We start from the raw sequence: 17,952 nt of genomic DNA on the forward strand, positions 1-17,952 counted from the left end.
GGAAAGCGATGCCTCAAAGAGCCGGAGGCGCCTCTCCACGGAATGTCCGCGCGATCCAAAACGAGAGTGGCCGCGAGCGCTGGCGATCAAGCCATCCGTTTCGGCAAGGCGGCCGCCAGCGCATCGACGGCCAGCCGAACTTTCAGCGGCAAGTGAGGCGTCTGCAGCCAAAGGGCGTGGCAGTCATAAAGATATCGCGGCTGGTCCGGCAAGAGCTCGACCAGCGCGCCTGCCTGAATGCGCTCGCGAACCAGCCACCATGGCAACCAGGCGAGCCCCATGCCCTCGGCCGAAGCATCGGCGATGGCATCGAGATCGTCGAGCCGCAGCCGGCTGCCGGGCATGATCTCCTGTGCTGGTTGTCCTTCGCGCGGGAACAGCCAAGGCTGAACGGCTTGGCCGAGCCGGCGATATACGATGGCATGATGATTGGCGAGATCTTCGATCCGCCGTGGCTCGCCCTGAATTTTCAGATAGGACGGCGCCGCACAGACAATCATGTCCTGGCTCGCGACGCGGCGCGCGATCACGCCTGCCCTGTCCTCCAGATCACCGGTTCGGATGGCAAGATCGTAGCCGTCCTCGGCAAGATCGGCGAAGCGGTCGCTGAGCGACAGATCGAGTTCCAGCATCGGATATTGCCGCGCCAGTTTCAGCAGCACGGGTGTTACGCAGTGGCGGCCGAAATGCGCCGGCATGGTGACGCGCAGCTTGCCCCGCGGCTCCGAGATTTGGCCGGCGGCAAGTTGATCGGCAGCTTCGGCCTCGGCCAGCACCAGCCGACAGCGGTCGTAGTAGGCGCGTCCGAACTCGGTGAGGTTCTGCCGGCGCGTGGTGCGGTTGAGCAGGCGCATGCCGAGACGCTCCTCCAGAAACCGGACGTGTTTGCCGACCATCGGTCCGGACAGATCGAGTGCGGCCGCGGCCGCCGCGAACGAGCCGAGGTCGACCGCCCTGACGAACACGGCCATGCTCTCAAGCCGATCCATATTCGAAACTCCTGGTTTCTACTGTTCTGCTCCGAAGGCCATTTATCCGACTTCATCTTACCGGCATAGCTCCTTTCGGTTCAGACAATTAGGAGTAGACCGAATGGCGCGCGTCGTTCGCTTTCATCGGCATGGTGGCCCCGAGGTCCTGCGGATCGAAAATGTGGATCTTCCCCTACCCGGCCCGGGCGAGGTTCAGATCCGCGTCAAGGCGCTCGGCCTCAATCGCGCCGAGGCGCTGCTGCGCGCGGGCACCTATATCGAGACGCCCACCCTGCCCTCCGGGCTTGGCCTGGAGGCCGCAGGCCTCATCGAAGCGGTCGGCGAAGCCGTGACGGGTCTGGCTCCGGGTGATGCCGTCAGCGTCATCCCGCCGCAATCGATGATCCGCTGGCCGGCTTACGGAGAGCTTGTTACCTATCCTGCCGGGCTCGTCGTCAAAAATCCGATATCACTCGACTGGCGGACCGCGGCCGCGATGTGGATGCCGTACCTCACCGCCTATGGCGCGCTGATAGACATCGCCAGGCTGCGCAACGAGGACTTCGTCGTCATCACGGCAGCCTCGAGCAGCGTCGGGCTTGCCGCGATCCAGATCGCCAACAGCGTCGGCGCGACGGCGATCGCGGTGACACGGACCTCGACGAAGAAGCAGGCCCTGCTCGACGCCGGCGCGGCTGAAGTCGTGGTCCTGGCCGAGGAGGATCTGGAGGCGCGGCTACGCCGGATCGCCGGGCCGCGAGGCGTGCGCATCGTGTTGGACGCGATCGGCGGCCCGATTTTCGAGCCGCTCGCGGCGGCGATGTCCCGTGGTGGCATTCTCATCGAATATGGCGGGTTGAGCTCCGAGCCGACGCCGTTTCCCTTGCCCGCCGTGCTTGGCAAGACATTGACGCTGCGCGGCTACCTCGTCCACGAGATCACCGGCGACCCAGCGAAGCTGGAAGCCGCCAAGGCGTTCATCCTCGAAGGGCTGGAGGCCGGCACGCTGAAGCCGATCATCGACAGGACCTTTCCATTCGAGCACATCGTCGAGGCGCATCGCTATCTCGAATCGAACGAGCAGTTCGGCAAGATCGTGGTGACGGTCTGAGCAGGGACGCCGGGGTCGTTGGCGCAGGCGCGGTACCCAACGCTCGAAGCGCAATGACGTCAGCGATGGGGAACAAATTCGATCCTCGCGGACAATGTCGCTCTTGAAGGCGCGGTTCTCCATTCCTAACTCTCGCATGCGGGCCGGGCCCCTCTGACTGTCGCATCTCGCGACCGTGATGTCGGACCGCTTTAACGGGCCCGTTTCCATCCTTTCGGTCAAGCGGGCTCATCTCTTTTGGTTTGGAGCCCCATATGACGTCGTCTTCCCTTCTTGGATTGGTTTGCCCCTCCTGCCGCGTCGCGCTCGTGATGAGCGAACGCCAGGGTATCGAGATCGATTATTGCCCGCAGTGCCGTGGCGTGTGGCTTGACCGAGGCGAACTCGACAAGATCATCGAGCGATCGGCCAAGGAGGCCTCGCCCGCGCCACAGCCGGCAGCGTTCTCCCAGCCCCAGCATGGCCGGGACCGCGATGACGACTATGCGCGCTCGCAGGGCCACCGCTATCCGAAACGGAAGAAATCGTTCTTCGAAGAGCTGTTCGATTGACCGCACGCCGGTAGCCGGCCCGACGTCTGTCGAGAATTTCCGAAACCCATCGATAAAGGTCCGTCCAGATGATTTCCCGCACAAGCCGATTTGCCGCCCTGTTTGCCGGACTGTTCCTGGCATTCTCCATGGTCGCGGTAGACCATGCCGAGGCCCGTCGCGGCGGCAGTTTCGGCAGCCGCGGCATGCGCACGTTCCAATCAGCGCCGCCGACCAGGACCGCTCCGGCGCCGACCGCTCCGGTCGAGCGTTCGATGACGCCCAATACGGGCGTGAACACCGCGGCCCGGCAGCCGCAGGCCGGCCCGCAGAGGCCCGGCTTCATGAGCGGCTTCGGTGGAACAATGATGCGCGGCCTGCTGATCGGCGGCCTGATCGGGCTGCTCCTGGGCCAGGGCTTCGGCGGGCTGGCGGGCATGTTCGGTTTCCTGCTGCAGGCCGTGCTGATCGGTGGCGCCATCATGCTGGCAATCAGGTTCTTCCGGTCGCAATCCGCGCGTGGCCCCGCCCCTGCGCTCGCCGGCGCCGGCAATGCCTCGCGATTTGAAAACCGCGCAGCCGGACAGAGCGATGCCAACAATGCGCGTTCTTTCGCCATTCCCGGCTTTGGCGGCGGTTCAGGCCGAGGCTCCGCGGCGGCCACCGGTTCCGATGAAATCCGGCTCGCCCAGACCGACCTCGACGCATTCCAGCAGCTGTTGAGCGATGTCCAGGAAGCGTTCGGGCGTGAGGATCATGCCGCGTTGCGCAAGACGACGACTCCCGAAATGGTGTCCTATCTCTCTGAAGAGCTGGCCGACAACGCGAAGAAGGGCCTCAGGAACGAGGTATCCGACGTCACCCTCCTGCAGGCCGACATCGCGGAAAGCTGGCGCGAGGATGACCGCGACTATGCCACGGCGGCCCTGCGTTATGAATCGCGCGACGTGATGCGCGAACGGGCCAGCGGCAAGGTCGTCGAGGGCGACGAGGATCATCCCACGGAGACGACGGAGCTGTGGACCTTCACGCGTCAGAATGGCTCGAGTTGGAAGCTCTCGGCAATCCAACAGGCCTGAGCTCCAGCGTGCGGACTCGCGTTGACAAAGGCGGCCTGACGACGGCCGGTCCGGCTGTGTCAGCAGCCTTCCATGGCCGGCAGCTCTCAAGATAGGAATTTTTTCTTGACTGGGTGAAGGCAACTATGGTAGATATTTATCTATGGTGCTGAGTTGCGCCAGGAACCCGCCGCGCAGGCGGGTTTTTTTCGTTCAATGCCCGTCAACAGCTCCGGCGAAGGCACCCGTCAACCCGGATCGCCCGGCCTGAGCTCCGGCCCGTTTCCGTCCGAAGCTCGATGCCGATGTCGCGCACGGTTCACCGCACGATCTTGACGCACATCGGCGTGCCGATCTCGATGGCACGGCCGGTGTCGGTCAGCCCGCCGCCCTCGGCGTCGCGCGCGAAGATCGAGATGCGGTCGGCATTCTGGTTGGCCGAGAACAAGTGGCCGCCGGACGGCGTCAGCGCCAGGTTGCGCGGCGTGGCGCCCCCGCAAGGGACATAGCCGACGAGGCTCAGCGCGCCACTTTGCTGGTCGACGGCCATGATGACCACGCTGTCATGGCCTCGGTTGGAGCCGTAGAGGAAGCGGCCGTCGGGCGAGATCTGGATATCGGCGCAGTGATTGGCCTGGCGCGCCTCGGCCGGCACGGCCGGCCTGGCGTCGATGGTCGAGAGCTTGCCGCTTGCCTTGTCCAGCGCCATCGACACGATGGTCGAATCCAGCTCGTTCATGACGAAGACAAAACGGCCGTTCGGATGCAAGGCGAGATGGCGTGGACCGGCGCCCGGCGGCAAAGCGGATTCGGCCAGTTTGGTCAGATTGCCATCGTGCTCGATCCGGTAGGACACCAGCCGGTCGATGCCGAGATCGGCGACAATGGCCGTTCCGCCGGCGATGGTTTCGGTGACGCTATGGGCATGCGAGCGCTCCTGCCGGGCTGGATTCGGGCCAGTGCCCTTGTGCGAAACGCTAGCCAGAGGAGCCGACAAGGCGCCATCGCTGTCGAAGCCATAGACCGCGACTGCGCGATCCGGACCGCCCTCGCCCATGCCGTAGTTGGCGACCAGCAGCTTCGTGCCATCATGGGTGATGGTGTTATGCGCGGTGATGCTGCCGAGTGACGGCTGCTTGTTCAGGTAAGTGAGCGTGCCCGAGGCGCGGTCGAAGCCGTAGGCCGAAACCGTTCCTTCGCGCCAGGCGAAGACTTCCGAATTGGCGTAGAGGCGCGAACCGTCCGGCGTCACCGACAGGAAGGTCGGATTGTCGATGTCACTGGTCTCGGCCAGCTTTCGTGTTTCCAGCGTCTCCTCGTCGAAGCTGTAGACGCCGAGGCCGACGCCGCGTGCGCCCTGAAAATAGGGCGCCTCCCGGTTCAGGCTGCCGACAAAGACCAGACAGGCATCGCGCATGTTTTCCTCCCTGTTCCGCCGGGCTCGAGCGCAGCGGAAACAGCCAAAATTTCGCCCGTCCTCGCTTGCAACGCAACCCCATATGTGAAAATAGTATTTACAAAAGAAGATTGACGGGAGGAGACGTCGTGCAATCTGGCGCCTTGACGCGTGTTCCGAAACTTGTGCCGTGCCTCGCGCAGTGCCAGCGGAGCCAGCGATGAACGACTTCGCACCGACCGTCGGCGTCGCCTCGACGCATCCGGCCAACATGCCCGCGGAACATGCCGCCTTGCCGGTTTGGAACGCCGAGAACTGGTTCTACGAGGACTGGCCGGTCGGCCAGCAGATCCGCTCGTTGCGCCGCACCATGGCCGAAGGGGACAGCCACCTGTTCAACACGCTGGTGCTCGACATCCATCCTTACGTGCAGGACCAGATGTTTGCCGAGACGGAGGGCATTTTCGGCAAGCGGCTGGTGGCCGGCGCCTTCGTCTTCTCGGCTGGCCTGGGGCTCGTCGCCACCAATTGCGTCAATGCGTTTTCCTATGGCTACGACAAGCTCCGCTTCATAAAGCCCGTCTTCATCGGCGACACGATCTATTCGATCCGCTCCAACCTCGACAAGACGCCGCGCTACAAGGACATGGGGCTGATCCGCGCCAGCTACGAGGTGTTCAAGGGCGAAGGCGAACTCGTACTCTATTGCGAGCATCTGCAGACGGTGAAGTACCGCAACCCTGCCGATTTCCTCGGCAAGACGGAGAAGTAGAAATGCCGGCAGCAGCCGAATTGCCGCTTGCCGGTCTCGTCGTCGTCGACATGAGCCAGTTCCTGTCCGGGCCCTACTGCTCGCTCAGGCTGCTGGATCTCGGCGCCCGCGTCATCAAGATCGAGCGTCCGGACGGCGGCGACCTGTCGCGCCGGCTCTATCTCAGCGACACCGAGATCGGCGGTGATTCCACCATCTTCCATGCCATCAACCGGGCCAAGGAAAGCCTCGCCATCGACCTGAAGGACGAGGCGGATCTCAAGGCGCTGCGCGGCCTGCTGGCGAAGGCCGACGTGCTGATCCAGAATTTCAGGCCGGGTGTCATCGAACGGCTCGGCCTCGACTACGAGGCGGTCCGCAAGATCAACCCGCGCCTGGTCTATGCCTCGATCAGCGGCTATGGCGAGGACGGCCCATGGGTCAAGCGGCCCGGCCAGGACCTCCTGGCGCAGGCGCGCTCCGGGGTGATGTGGCTGAACGGCGACGAGGACCAGGGGCCGGTGCCGTTCGGGCTTGCTATCGGCGACATGCTGGCGGGCGCGGCATGCGCGCAAGGCATACTGGCCGCCCTTGTGCGGCGCGGCATCACCGGCCAGGGCAGCCATATCGAAACCAGCCTGCTGGAAGCGCTGGTCGACTTCCAGTTCGAGGTACTGACCACGCATCTCAATGACGGCCGCCGTTTGCCGCGCCGCTCCAGCTTCCGCAGCGCGCATGCCTATCTGTCGGCACCTTACGGCGTCTATCCCGCCAAGGACGGCTATCTCGCCATCGCCATGACACCGATCCCGAAACTCGCCGACCTGCTGTCGCTGGAGGAACTGGCGCCCTACCGCGACAAGCCGGCATCCTGGTTCACCGCGCGCGACGACATCAAGGCGATCGTCGCGCAGCGGATCGCGACCAGGACGGTCGACGAGTGGCTTGATGTTCTCGAACCCGCCGACATCTGGTGCGCCAAGGTGCTGACCTGGCCGGAAATGCTGGCAAGCGGGGGCTTCCAGTCGCTCGACATGCTGCAGACGGTGACGCGCGAGGACGATGTCTCGATCCTTACCACCAGTTCGCCGCTCAGGGTCGACGGCATCAGGGCCAAGGTCGACCGGGCAGCACCGCGCATCGGCGAGCATAGCGCCGCGATCCGCGAGGAGTTCGGCCTGTGACCACGCGCTTCCTAAAGCCCACGCTCAGGGGCATGACCTGGAACCATCCGCGCGGCTATGATCCGATGGTCGCCTGCTCGTCGCTGTGGAAGCAGAAAACCGGCATTGCCGTCGAATGGGACAAGCGTTCGCTGCAGGACTTCGAGTCCTTCCCGGTCGAGGAACTGGCGCGCGCCTATGATCTGATCGTCATCGACCATCCGCATGTCGGCCAGATCACCGCCGAACGCTGCCTGGAGCCGCTCGATGTCGCCGGCCGCGAGGCGGAGCGCGCGGCACTTTCCTCCGGCAGCGTCGGCCAGTCCTATCCGAGTTACACATGGCAGGGACGGCAGTGGGCGTTTCCCATCGATGCCGCGACGCAGGTCCAGGCATGGCGGCCCGATGCGCTTGGCGCACCGCCATCGCGATGGAGCGAAGTGCTCGATCTCGCCCGGCAGGCACGCGTGCTGCTGCCGTTGCGGCCACCGCATTCGATGATGGTGTTCTTCACGCTCGCAGGCAATCTCGGGCATGCTTGCGCGACCGACCCATCCAACGATCTCATCGACGGCGAGGCCGGCAGCGAAGTCTTCGAGACAATGCGCGAGATTGCCGCGCTGGTCGACCCGGCCTGCTTCGAGATGGATCCGATCGCCGTTTCAGAGCGGATGGCGCAGGCCGGATCCCCGATCGTCTGCGCACCGCTGATCTACGGCTATGTTTCCTACGCGATGGCCGGGTTTCGCCCACATCGCCTGGCATTTGGCGACATCCCTGTTGTCGGATCCAGCGGCCCGATTGGCACGGCGCTTGGCGGCACAGGCATAGCGGTGTCGGCCTTCTCGAAGGCGAAAGAGGCGGCAACCGATTTCGCCTACTGGCTCGCCAGCGGCGAGGTCCAGCGTGGCCCCTATGCCGCGGCCGGCGGACAGCCCGGCCATGCCGCGGCCTGGGAGGATCAGGCCGTCAATGCGGCGACCGGCAATTTCTATCGCGATACGCGCGCGACCCTGGAGGGCGCATGGGTGCGGCCTCGCCATGATGGTTACATGGCGTTCCAGCAGGCCGCGTCCGACCGCGTCAATTCCGGCATGACCTCAGGGCATCGTTCCAGCCAGGTCATTGCCGATCTCAATCGCCTGTTTCGGCAGAGCGCCCCGGCGCAGGCGACCGGCACTGCCGGTGGAGGAGCCTGAAAAAATTGAACGGAGGAGACAAATGAAAAGCCTGATCCGCGGCCTTGTGGCCGCAACCGCCTTCGCCTCACTCGCAACGACAGCTTTTGCCGAAGACGTACAAGGCGTCATCAGCGGGCTGCCCGATGAACTCAAGGCGCAATATGACGGCGCGCCGCAGACGGTGCTGCCATCGGCCTGGGACAATTTCAACCCGCCGTCCAAGCCATGGAAATGGTGCCATTCGGAATCCTACCAGGGCAACCCCTGGCGGGTCACCGTCACCAAGGAGCTGAAGCGCCTGGTCGACGGGCTGATCGCCGACGGCACCGTCTCCAGCTTCGAAGTGTCGGATTCCAACAACGACGCCAGCCAGCAGATCAACCAGATCCGCGCCTTCATCGACAAGAAGTGCTCGATCATCACCTCGATCCCGGGCTCGGCAACAGCGCTCGATGACGCCATCGATGCGGCCGCCAAGGCAGGCATCCCGTTCATCACCGCCGCCGGTTCGGTGACCAGCCCGAACGCGATCAATGTCGATTCCAACTATGCGCGCTGGGGCTACGACATGATGACGGCGATCGGCAAGGCCAAGCCTGATGGCGCCAGCATCCTGCTGGTCGAGGGCATCGCCGGCCACCCGATCGTGGTTCAGGAGCGCCAGGGCGCCGACAAGGCGCTGGCGGAAAACCCCAAGCTGAAGATCTCGCGCACGGTCAACGGCAATTGGACGGCCAATGTCACCAAGACGGTGGTGCTGCAGGCGATCGCCACCAACCCGGCGCCGATCGATGCGGTGTGGACGACAGGCAGCGAAAGCCGCGTCGTCGCGGAGGCGTTCGCCGAAGCCGGCCGGCCGGCGCCGCTGATCACCGGTTCGATCACCGGCGATGCCCTGGGCTACTGGAAGGCCAATCCCGACAAGTACCGCTTCGAGGGCCATGCCGTGCTGCCGCACTGGACCGCCGAAACGCTGTTTCGCGTCGGCGAACGCATGCTCGACGGCCAGAAGCCGAAGCTGAACACGCTGCTCATTCCGATTCCGCCGGTCCACAATGCCGATCTCGGCGCCTGGTACAAGGACTGCATGACGACGGATGCCGTATCGATCTTCCCGGTGCCGCCCAAGGATCCGATGCCGGAAGAATGGCTCGACGCCTATTTCTCCAACCCGGCGCCGACCAAGGGATGGGACTATTCGAAGGTGCCAGACGCCTGCGCGAAGTGACGCCTGGGCCAGATAAGACCTCGACAAGCCGGCTCCTTTCGGAGGGCCGGCTTGCCAGCTTCGAAACGCGACATGCTTGAAATCAGAAACATATCCAAACGCTATGGCGAGACGGTCGCGCTTGCGGACGCCTCGATCGCGTTCCGGGCAGGAACCATCCACACCATCCTGGGCGAGAATGGTTCGGGCAAGAGCACCATGGTCAAGCTGCTGTCCGGCATCGTTCAGCCCGACAGCGGCACGGTCCTGCTGCAAGGCAGGCCGTTTTCGGGCGGAACCCCCTCGGCTTTCCAGGCGCAAGGCTTCGCCACGGTCTTCCAGGAAGTGCTGATCGCGCCGGACCGCAGCGTGACCGACAATATCCTGCTTGGCCTCGACGGCCTGGTCCGGCGCGCGGTTCCCCGCAACGAGCGGCGCGACAGGGCAGCCGCCGCCCTCAAACGTTTCGCCGTCACCAACGTTCCGCTCGACATGCCCGCCGGGCAGTTGGCGCTCGCAGCACAGCAACTCGTCGTTCTTGCTCGTGCGGTCGTGCGCGATCCAAAGATCCTGATCCTCGACGAAGTGACCGCAGCACTCGACTTCGCCGACCGCGAGTCCGTTTTTTCGCTGATGCGCACGCTTGCCGGCGAAGGCTGCCTGATCCTGTTCATCACCCACCGCATGGATGAGGTGACGTCGCTTTCGGATCGCATCTCGATCCTGCGCGGCGGCAGCGTGGTGCGCACCGAGGAGCGCGGCGCTTCGACGCCGGCGGAGCTTCTCAAGGCGATGGCGCCACGCACCGCCGCGGAGCTGGCGCATGGCTGATCGCGCCGCCCTCACTATCCGCGACCTCATCATCGCACCGGACGCCAGCCCGATCATGCAGGCGGTCGCCGCCGGCGAGATCGTTGGGCTCGCCGGCCTGGATGGCCACGGCCAGGAGCTTTTCCTCGAGATGCTCGCCGGCCTAGTCGCGCCGTTTGGCGGTTCGATAACCCTCGATCTGCCCGGCGCATCCCGCGCCATCACCGGCTTCCGCAAGGCCGTATCGAGCGGCATCGCCTATCTTCCGCGCGGGCGTGCCAAAGGCATTTTCCCGACGCAATCGGTGCTCGACAATTTCGCCGTCTCGACGCTGTCTCGCGATACCCGCCTCGGCCTGATCAGCCCGGCGGCGCGCAAGGCGCGCTACGAGGCCTATCGCGAAAGGCTGTCGATATCGGCGCCTCGGCCCGACGCGCCGATCACCACCCTGTCCGGCGGCAACCAGCAGAAGGTGCTGTTGGCGCGGGCCCTGGCGCTGGACCCCGCAATGTTGCTTCTCAACGACCCGACGCGCGGCGTCGACGTAGCGACCCGGCATGTTCTCTACGACGTCTTTCGCGGGCTGGCTTCCGACGGCATGGGGCTCGTCATCCTGTCCAGCGAGATCGAGGAGATCCTTCTTCTCTGCCATCGCGTGCTGGTGTTCCGCGAAAATGAAGTCGTGGCGGAAATCGCCGGCCAGGCGATGACCACCGGGAACGTGATCGCAGCCATGTTCGGACGCGCGGCATGAGACCCTTCGCACGCATCCTGTCCCTCGGCCGAAGCGTCGGCTTCGCCGTCGTACTGCTGATCGCCCTGCTGGCGATCAATCTGATGCTGAGCCCGGCACGGTTCCAGCCGGGCTCCTGGGGTGCGCTGGTTGGTCTGGCGGCGCCGCTGATCGGTGCGGCCATCGCCTCGACGCCGGTGATCCTCGCCGGGCGCGGCGGCATCGATATTTCGGTCGGGCCGCTGATGGGCTTCGTCAACGCCATCGTGATCCAGGTGCTTTTCCTGCGCGCCGGAATATCCTCGCCGCTGGCGCTTGTTCCGGCGGCGCTGCTCATCGGTGCGCTGGTCGGGGCGGCGAACGGTTTCCTGGCGACCATCGTGCGCATCCAGCCGATCGTGGCCACGCTCGGCACCTATCTGATCCTGACGGGGGTGACGCTGACCATCCTGCCGGCGCCGATCGGCCCGGCGCCGGCCTGGCTGAAAGCCCTGGCGGGCCCACTCTCGCTTCTGCCGCTGGCCTTGATGTTCCTTTTTTGGTGGCTGGTGCGGCGCAGCCCTTATTACGACCAGCTGATGGCGGTCGGCAGCGACGATCGCGCCGCCTATACGGCCGGCGTCGACGTCACGCTCGTGCGCTTCATCGCCTATGTCATGACCGGCATCCTGGGCGGCTGCGCCGGACTGATGCTGACTGCGCTGATCGGGTCGGCCGATCCCAACATCGGCCCGACCTACACGCTGATCGCCATCGCCGCCGTGGCGCTCGGCGGTGTCAGTCTTGCCGGCGGCCGTGGTGGCGTCGCGGGTGCCGCGATCGGCGCTGTCGACATCTTCCTGCTGCAAAGCGTGCTGACGACGTTCAACGTCTCGACCTTCGTGCTGCAGATCGCCTACGGCGCCATACTGGTGCTGGCGGTGATGCTGACCGCGCTGCAGGAACGCTTTGCCATCGGGAGGCGCTGACATGGCTGGCCGAAATCTATTCGCGACAACCAATGCCCGTGTCGTCGGGGCCTTCTGTGTTGCCGCCCTTCTGCATCTTGCCGGCATCATCCTCATTCCGGGCTACTCCAGCCCGTTTGCGGTGCGCGCCATGCTGGTGCTTGCCTCGCTGCTCGCCGTCGCCTCGATCGGGCAGACGCTGGTCGTCATCATGGGCGGCATCGACCTGTCGATCCCGTTCGTCATCGGCTTTGCCAATGTCGTGGCCGCGCAACTCTACGGCGATGGCTGGAATTTTGTCCTGGTCTGCGGCCTCGTCGGCGTGCTGGCGATCCTTATCGGTGGCCTGAACGGGCTCATCGCGCGCAGCCTCGACATCCAGCCGCTTATCGTCACGCTCGGCATCGGCATGGTCGTGCAAGGGCTGGTGCTTTTATGGACCGCGGGCTTCCCTTCAGGCTCCGCGCCGCAAGCGGTTTCGAGCTTCGTGTCGATCGGCGGATCGGCCGGGCCACTGCCGGTTCCATGGCTGGTGCCCTGTCTTGTCGTGCTGGCGGCGCTCGTCGTCCTGGTGCTGGAGCGGACGCCCTATGGGCGCCGGCTCTACGCACTCGGCAGCAATCCGGGTGCCGCGCCTCTGGCGCTGATCGATCCCGTCCGCATGTGGGTGATCACCTATGCGGCAAGCGCCTTCTTCGCCGCGGTGGCGGGCGTTCTGCTGCTCGGCTTCACCGGCTCGGCCTATGGCGATGTCGGGCAGCCCTACCTGTTCCAGACCATCGCGGCCGTGGTCGTCGGCGGCGCGGCGCTGGTCGGCGGGCGCGGCAGCTATCTCGGGACCATTGCCGGCGTGCTGGTGCTGACCGAGATCAACACGCTGCTCATCGGGCTGGGCTTCCAGCCCTCGGCGGTGCAGGCAGCACTCGGCTTCATCATCGTGCTGTTGGTGTCGCTCTACGGCCGCGAACGGCACGTTTCGGCGACGATCTGAAGAGCCCCAAGCAGAGCCGGTTAAAGCCGCCAGAGCTTGCGGGCGTTCACCGAGAGCAGCCTGTCGCGTTCCGCAACACTGCAACCGGCAAGCAGCGCATGGGTCGCCGCCACCCAGGTCGAGAGACCGCCACCCAGCGTGCAGACCGGCCAATCGCTGCCCCAGACAACACGATCCCATCCGAACGAACCGATCGTGTGTTCGACATAGGGCCGCAGCGTCTCGACCGTCCAACTGCCGGGATCCGCATAGGCGACGACGCCGGAAATCTTGGCCACGACGTTGGGACGCCGCGCGATTTCGCTCATGTGTTCGCGCCACGGATGCTCGCCATTGCCCTTGATGTCGGGGACGCCGCAATGGTCGAGCACGAACTGGACGTCGGGCGCCAGATCGGCGAGCGCGATCGCCTTGGGAATCTGATGCGGTAGCACGACGAGATCGAAGGTGAGCCCGGTGCCGCCGAGCCGCCGGATGCTGTCCCGGAATAGCGCGCCTTCCGAGAGTTCATCGGGCATGACGTGGAGGACGCGGCGAAAACCCTTGACGAACGGCTTTGCTCGCTGGCGCTCGAGATAGGCCGCAAAATTGGCCTCTTCCGGACGGCAGGCGGCGATCGCCCCGGCCAGCATGCTGCCGGCCTGTCTCGACAGGCCTTCGACACGTTCGGTCTCGGCCTCGATATCGGCAGGGTCGACATCGACCTCCATATGCAGCACACGCTCGACGCCGACACGTTGAGCTTCCACGCCGTACTCCTCATAGGAGAAGTCGCGGTTGAGAGCGGGCACGCCGGCAAGCCACGGGTAGCGCAAGGCCGAGCGGTCGATGAGGTGCAGGTGGGTGTCGATGATCATGGCAGGGCTCCTCCCGTATCTTTCACATCATCTCACGGAGGAATTCTTCATTCAAATAAGAATTACGCCGATGAACCGACGGCCGACCCGGCCAGACGCGATAGCTTCTCACATGTGGCCAGCAGCAGTTCGATGGTGCGGGTCATGTCCGGCGCGGACGGTGCGTTGACGACGGTGATGTAAGGAATCGAAAGCGCCGCGATGGCCTTGCCGTCGGAGCCGCGCACCGGTGCCGACAGATTGTAGACGCCGGCAGTCTGCATCGAGGCCATCATCTCATATCCCCGTTCCCTGATCTGGTCGAGACGGGCAAAGAACTCGGGCGGCTGCGCCGTATTGTCGGTGCTGCGGACATGTTCGGAGATCATCATCTGGCGCTCCTCCTGCGAACGGAAAGCGAGCAGCACATGTCCCGAACCGGTGTCGAACAGGCTGATGTGGGCACCGACCCGGATCGAGATGCCCCAGTAGTTCGGCGCCTCCTGCTGGCCAATCACCACGGCCGAACCGCGATCGAAAACAACAAGTTGGTTGGCCTGTTGCGACGTCTCTGCCAGCTCCCGCATCAACGGCGTCGCGTAGGAAACCAGCCGCCGCACCGGCGCGTGCAGTTGCGCCAGGCCGAACAGCTTGAGCGTCAGTGAATACCGGTCACCGTCGAGCCGCGTGACATAGCCGCGCCGCACCAGCCGGTCCAGCATGCGGTAGAACTCGTTGGGGCTGCGGTCGAGCTTCTTGGCGATTTCCGCCTGCGTCAGGCCGCCGTCGACGCCGGCCAGCAGTTCCAGGATGTCGAGCCCCTTGTCGAGCGCAGGCGCGCGATACCGCTCGTCTTCGCTGTCATCCATGGGCCTTCCCTCCAGTGAAATCGATTCTTCATATACGCAGGAACGCAGCCGACGGAAACAAATTTCGCCTTGACGTTTCCATGAATGTTTTGTTTGTATATGAATGTAACGCTTCTTGTCATCAGACGAGTTGCGGTCGCCGCCAAGGCGCACCCAGGGAGGATACCAATGAACAGACTGCTTTCCGGCGTGTGCGCCGGCGCTTTGTTGCTCGCGTCAGGCGCAGGCGCAGCCCTTGCCGGCGACCTGCCCGGCAAGTTCGAAGGCGTTACCGTGGACGTGAAGCTGATCGGCGGCCAGCAATATGAAAAGCTCTACGAGCGCATCCCCGAATGGGAGAAGGCGACCGGCGCCAAGGTCAACATCCTGACCAAGAAGAACGGCTTCGACATCGACAAGGAGTTGAAGTCCGACATCGCCTCGGGCAGCACCAACTGGTGCGTCGGCTGGAACCATTCCTCCTTCGCGCCGCAGTATACCGGCCTCTATACCGACCTCAGCAAATTGCTGCCCAAGGAAGAGATCGACGCCTTCGTGCCATCGACGATCAAGGCGGCGACCATAGATGGCAAGCTGGAGATGCTGCCGCGCGCGCAGTTCGACGTCTCTGCCCTCTACTACCAGAAGAGCCTCTACGAGAACGCCGACAACAAGGCCAAGTTCAAGGCGAAATACGGCTATGATCTGGTGCCGCCGGACACCTGGAAGGAAGTCACCGACCAGGCCGAGTTCTTCGCCAACCCGCCCAACTTCTACGGCACGCAGTTCGCCGGTAAAGAAGAGGCGATCAACGGCCGCTTCTACGAGATGGTGGTGGCCGAGGGCGGCGAGTATCTCGACAAGGACGGCAAGCCGGTCTTCAACTCCGAAGCCGGCGTGCGGGCGCTCGACTGGTTCGTCAACCTCTACAAGACCAAGGCCGTGCCGGCCGGAACCACCAATTATCTCTGGGACGATCTCGGCCAGGGTTTTGCCTCCGGCACCGTCGCCATCAACTTGGACTGGCCGGGCTGGGCCGGCTTCTTCAACGATCCGAAGTCGTCGAAGGTCGCCGGCAATGTCGGCGTCAAGGTCGCGCCGAAAGGCTCGTCTGGCAAGCGCACCGGCTGGTCCGGTTTCCATGGCTTCTCGGTGACCGAGACCTGCCCGAACAAGCAGGCCGCGGCATCGCTGGTGTGGTGGCTCACCAATGAGGACAGCCAGAAGCTGGAAGCCGCCGCGGGCCCGCTGCCGACCCGCACCGCGGTCTGGGACTGGGACCTGAAGCAGGCCGAAAACGATCCTTACAAGAAGGAGGTTCTCTCCGCCTTCCAGGAAGAAGCCAAGCACGCTTTCGCGGTGCCGCAGACGCCTGAATGGATCGAGATCTCGAACGCCGTCTATCCCGAATTGCAGGCGGCGATCCTCGGCGACAAAACGTCCAAGCAGGCGCTCGACGAAGCCGCCGCCAAGGCGACGCAAATCCTCGAAGACGCCGGCAAGCTGTAGAACCGCTCCCAGGGCCGCCTCCCCCATCAGGATGGGGGAGGCGCTCGCGTCTTAAGGCGCGCACTGCCTCGGGTGTTCCACGATGACGATGCCGGCCCCGCCCGGCTCGACAGGCGGCAATCGAATGCAACTCACAGGGTCCCAATGAAGGGCTTCAAGCCATCCGCGCCATTCCTGCTGCTGCTTCCGGCGATGATCGTGCTGGCGGCGGTCGTCGTGGTGCCGTTGCTTTTGTCGCTCTATTCCAGCTTCACGCCGTTCCGCCTGACCAAGCCCGAAACATTCTTCGTCCTTGTCGGCTTCCGCAATTATCTCTCGATCCTGGCGAACGCCGATTTCTGGTGGGCGTTCGGCCGCACGGTTCTGTTGCTGACCATCGCGCTCAATCTCGAAATGCTGCTGGGCCTCGGCCTCGCCATGCTGGTCGAAAAGGCGACGCGCGGCCAGCGCATCCTGCGCACGCTGATGATGTTTCCGATGATGTTCTCGCCGATCCTCGTCGGCTTCCAGTTCAAGTTCATGTTCAACGACAATATCGGCCTGGTGAACAACGCCCTGCAATCGCTCGGCATCACCAGGGATGCCATTGCGTGGCTGATCGAAGGCCATCTCGCCTTCATCGCCATCTCGATCGCCGAGATCTGGTCGTCGACGGCGATCTTCGCCATCCTGATCCTCGCCGGGCTGCTCGCCATGCCCAAGGAGCCGACCGAGGCGGCGCGCGTCGACGGCTGCACGCCGTGGCAGACATTCCGTTATGTGACCTGGCCGTTCGTCATGCCTTTCGCCTACATCGCCATGACCATCCGTTCGCTCGACGTCGCGCGCGCCTATGACATCGTCAAGATCATGACCGATGGCGGGCCGGCGGGCCGCACCGAGCTTTTATGGACGCTGGTGGCGCGCACCGCCTACAGCGACGGGCGCATGGGCATGGCCAACGCCATGGCCTATTTCTCGATCCTGCTGTCGATCGCCTTCACCGTCTATTTCTTCAACAAGCTCGCCGCGGCGCGCACGCAGATCGGTGCGGAGTGGTGATGGACGAGAATTCTTCCGCCCGCCTCAAGCGCCGGCTGCTGGGCATCGCCTATCGCATCGGCCTGTTCCTGGCGATGCTGACCATCTGCCTGCCCGGCCTGTGGATCGTGCTTTCGTCGCTGCGGCCGACGGTGGAGATCATGGCCAAGCCGCCGGTGTGGATCCCGCAGCAGATCTCGTTCGACGCCTATGTCGCGATGTTCTCAGGGATCGGCAAGGGCGGCATCCCGGTCATAGAATATTTCCGCAACTCGCTGATCATCTCGGTGACCTCGACGATGATCGCGGTGGCCATCGGCATGGCCGGCGGCTATGCCTTCGCGCGCTACCGTTTCCGCGGCAAGTCGGGCGTCTTCCTCGGCCTGATGCTGACGCGCACGGTGCCGGGTATCGCGCTCTCGCTGCCGCTGTTCTTCCTTTATGTCAGGCTCGGCATCATCGACACGCATTTCGGACTGATCCTGGCCTATGTCGCGCTCAACGTGCCGTTCACCATCTGGCTGATCGACGGCTTCTTCCGCCAGGTGCCGAAGGACCTCGCGGAAGCCGCCCAGATCGACGGCTGCACCCGCTGGCAGGCCTTCTGGCAGGTCGAGTTCCCGCTTGCCGGGCCCGGCATCGCCTCCGCCGCGATCTTTGCTTTCCTGACCTGCTGGAACGAGTTCGCGCTGGCCTCGCAGCTTACCCGCTCGGTCAGCGCCAAGACCCTGCCGGTCGGCCTGCTCGACTACACGGCCGAATTCACCATCGACTGGCGCGGCATGTGCGCGCTCGCCGTGGTGATGATCATCCCGGCGCTCACCCTCACCTACATCGTCCAGAAACACCTTGTCGGCGGCTTGACCTCCGGCGCGGTGAAAGGCTGATCC

General features: G+C 64.4%; 18 protein-coding genes. 14 read left to right on the forward strand and 4 right to left on the reverse strand.

All coding sequences use genetic code 11. From position 1 onward, the window contains the following. Nucleotides 1-86: 86 nt before the first annotated feature. Nucleotides 87-989 (reverse strand): LysR family transcriptional regulator, encoded by a 903-nt coding sequence (locus FJ979_RS23025; RefSeq protein ID WP_140514537.1) that lies wholly within the window; start codon nt 987-989, stop codon nt 87-89. A 103-nt stretch (nt 990-1,092) separates the two neighbouring features. Between FJ979_RS23025 and FJ979_RS23030 the strand changes: the two genes are divergently transcribed. The 3 genes from FJ979_RS23030 (at nt 1,093) to FJ979_RS23040 (ending at nt 3,691) form a co-directional block, all read left to right on the forward strand. Next, complete coding sequence (locus FJ979_RS23030; protein WP_140555575.1) at nt 1,093-2,082, forward strand: zinc-dependent alcohol dehydrogenase family protein; 990 nt, start codon at nt 1,093-1,095, stop codon at nt 2,080-2,082. A gap of 254 nt (nt 2,083-2,336) precedes the next feature. Then, nucleotides 2,337-2,633: a zf-TFIIB domain-containing protein gene (locus FJ979_RS23035; protein WP_140497640.1), complete on the forward strand. Its 297-nt coding sequence runs from the start codon at nt 2,337-2,339 to the stop codon at nt 2,631-2,633. Nucleotides 2,634-2,701: 68 nt separating this feature from the next. Continuing rightward, nucleotides 2,702-3,691, forward strand: a complete 990-nt coding sequence (locus FJ979_RS23040; RefSeq protein WP_140520942.1) for a Tim44 domain-containing protein — start codon at nt 2,702-2,704, stop codon at nt 3,689-3,691. A gap of 298 nt (nt 3,692-3,989) precedes the next feature. Here FJ979_RS23040 and FJ979_RS23045 read toward each other — a convergent pair whose 3' ends face one another. Continuing rightward, entirely contained in the window at nt 3,990-5,087 is a 1,098-nt protein-coding gene (locus FJ979_RS23045; RefSeq protein ID WP_140583882.1) for a lactonase family protein, read from the reverse strand. 199 nt (nt 5,088-5,286) lie between these two features. Here FJ979_RS23045 and FJ979_RS23050 point away from each other — a divergent pair, with 199 nt between their 5' ends. The 8 genes from FJ979_RS23050 (at nt 5,287) to FJ979_RS23085 (ending at nt 12,849) form a co-directional block, all read left to right on the forward strand. Further along, complete coding sequence (locus FJ979_RS23050) at nt 5,287-5,838, forward strand: MaoC family dehydratase (protein ID WP_140583884.1); 552 nt, start codon at nt 5,287-5,289, stop codon at nt 5,836-5,838. Between the two features lie 2 nt (nt 5,839-5,840). Next, nucleotides 5,841-7,001, forward strand: a complete 1,161-nt coding sequence (locus tag FJ979_RS23055) for a CaiB/BaiF CoA-transferase family protein (RefSeq protein ID WP_140497632.1) — start codon at nt 5,841-5,843, stop codon at nt 6,999-7,001. Between the two features lie 32 nt (nt 7,002-7,033). After that, a complete protein-coding gene (locus tag FJ979_RS23060) occupies nt 7,034-8,179 on the forward strand; it encodes an extracellular solute-binding protein (RefSeq protein WP_140562076.1) in 1,146 nt (381 codons plus the stop codon). A 22-nt stretch (nt 8,180-8,201) separates the two neighbouring features. Continuing rightward, nucleotides 8,202-9,389: an ABC transporter substrate-binding protein gene (locus FJ979_RS23065; RefSeq protein WP_140562013.1), complete on the forward strand. Its 1,188-nt coding sequence runs from the start codon at nt 8,202-8,204 to the stop codon at nt 9,387-9,389. A 72-nt stretch (nt 9,390-9,461) separates the two neighbouring features. Next, nucleotides 9,462-10,199 (forward strand): ATP-binding cassette domain-containing protein, encoded by a 738-nt coding sequence (locus tag FJ979_RS23070; RefSeq protein WP_140583885.1) that lies wholly within the window; start codon nt 9,462-9,464, stop codon nt 10,197-10,199. Beyond that, entirely contained in the window at nt 10,192-10,932 is a 741-nt protein-coding gene (locus FJ979_RS23075; RefSeq protein ID WP_140583887.1) for an ATP-binding cassette domain-containing protein, read from the forward strand. The genes FJ979_RS23070 and FJ979_RS23075 overlap by 8 nt, the downstream gene beginning before the upstream one ends. Then, entirely contained in the window at nt 10,929-11,879 is a 951-nt protein-coding gene (locus FJ979_RS23080) for an ABC transporter permease (RefSeq protein ID WP_140497623.1), read from the forward strand. The genes FJ979_RS23075 and FJ979_RS23080 overlap by 4 nt, the downstream gene beginning before the upstream one ends. Nucleotide 11,880: 1 nt before the next feature. Beyond that, nucleotides 11,881-12,849 carry an ABC transporter permease gene (locus FJ979_RS23085; protein ID WP_140562010.1) on the forward strand — a complete coding sequence of 323 codons (969 nt, stop codon included), beginning with the start codon at nt 11,881-11,883 and terminating at the stop codon, nt 12,847-12,849. Nucleotides 12,850-12,869: 20 nt separating this feature from the next. Here the strand turns inward: FJ979_RS23085 and FJ979_RS23090 are convergent, their stop codons facing one another. Continuing rightward, on the reverse strand, nt 12,870-13,706 hold the full coding sequence (locus FJ979_RS23090; RefSeq protein WP_140514526.1) for an amidohydrolase: 837 nt from the start codon (nt 13,704-13,706) through the stop codon (nt 12,870-12,872). A 62-nt stretch (nt 13,707-13,768) separates the two neighbouring features. Beyond that, on the reverse strand, nt 13,769-14,554 hold the full coding sequence (locus FJ979_RS23095; RefSeq protein WP_140497617.1) for an IclR family transcriptional regulator: 786 nt from the start codon (nt 14,552-14,554) through the stop codon (nt 13,769-13,771). 168 nt (nt 14,555-14,722) lie between these two features. Between FJ979_RS23095 and FJ979_RS23100 the strand changes: the two genes are divergently transcribed. The 3 genes from FJ979_RS23100 to FJ979_RS23110 all read left to right on the forward strand — a co-directional run bounded on the left by FJ979_RS23100 (nt 14,723) and on the right by FJ979_RS23110 (nt 17,949). Next, the gene (locus FJ979_RS23100) at nt 14,723-16,042 is read left to right on the forward strand and encodes a sugar ABC transporter substrate-binding protein (protein WP_140583889.1); all 1,320 of its coding nucleotides are present in this window, start codon (nt 14,723-14,725) and stop codon (nt 16,040-16,042) included. 144 nt (nt 16,043-16,186) lie between these two features. Continuing rightward, nucleotides 16,187-17,083: a sugar ABC transporter permease gene (locus tag FJ979_RS23105; protein WP_140583891.1), complete on the forward strand. Its 897-nt coding sequence runs from the start codon at nt 16,187-16,189 to the stop codon at nt 17,081-17,083. Next, nucleotides 17,083-17,949, forward strand: coding sequence for a carbohydrate ABC transporter permease (locus tag FJ979_RS23110; protein ID WP_140497611.1), 867 nt, complete (start codon nt 17,083-17,085; stop codon nt 17,947-17,949). Before FJ979_RS23105 ends, FJ979_RS23110 begins: the two co-directional genes overlap by 1 nt. The last annotated feature ends 3 nt before the right edge of the window (nt 17,950-17,952 follow it).

The organism is Mesorhizobium sp. B1-1-6 (assembly GCF_006443035.1).
Lineage (GTDB): Bacteria > Pseudomonadota > Alphaproteobacteria > Rhizobiales > Rhizobiaceae > Mesorhizobium.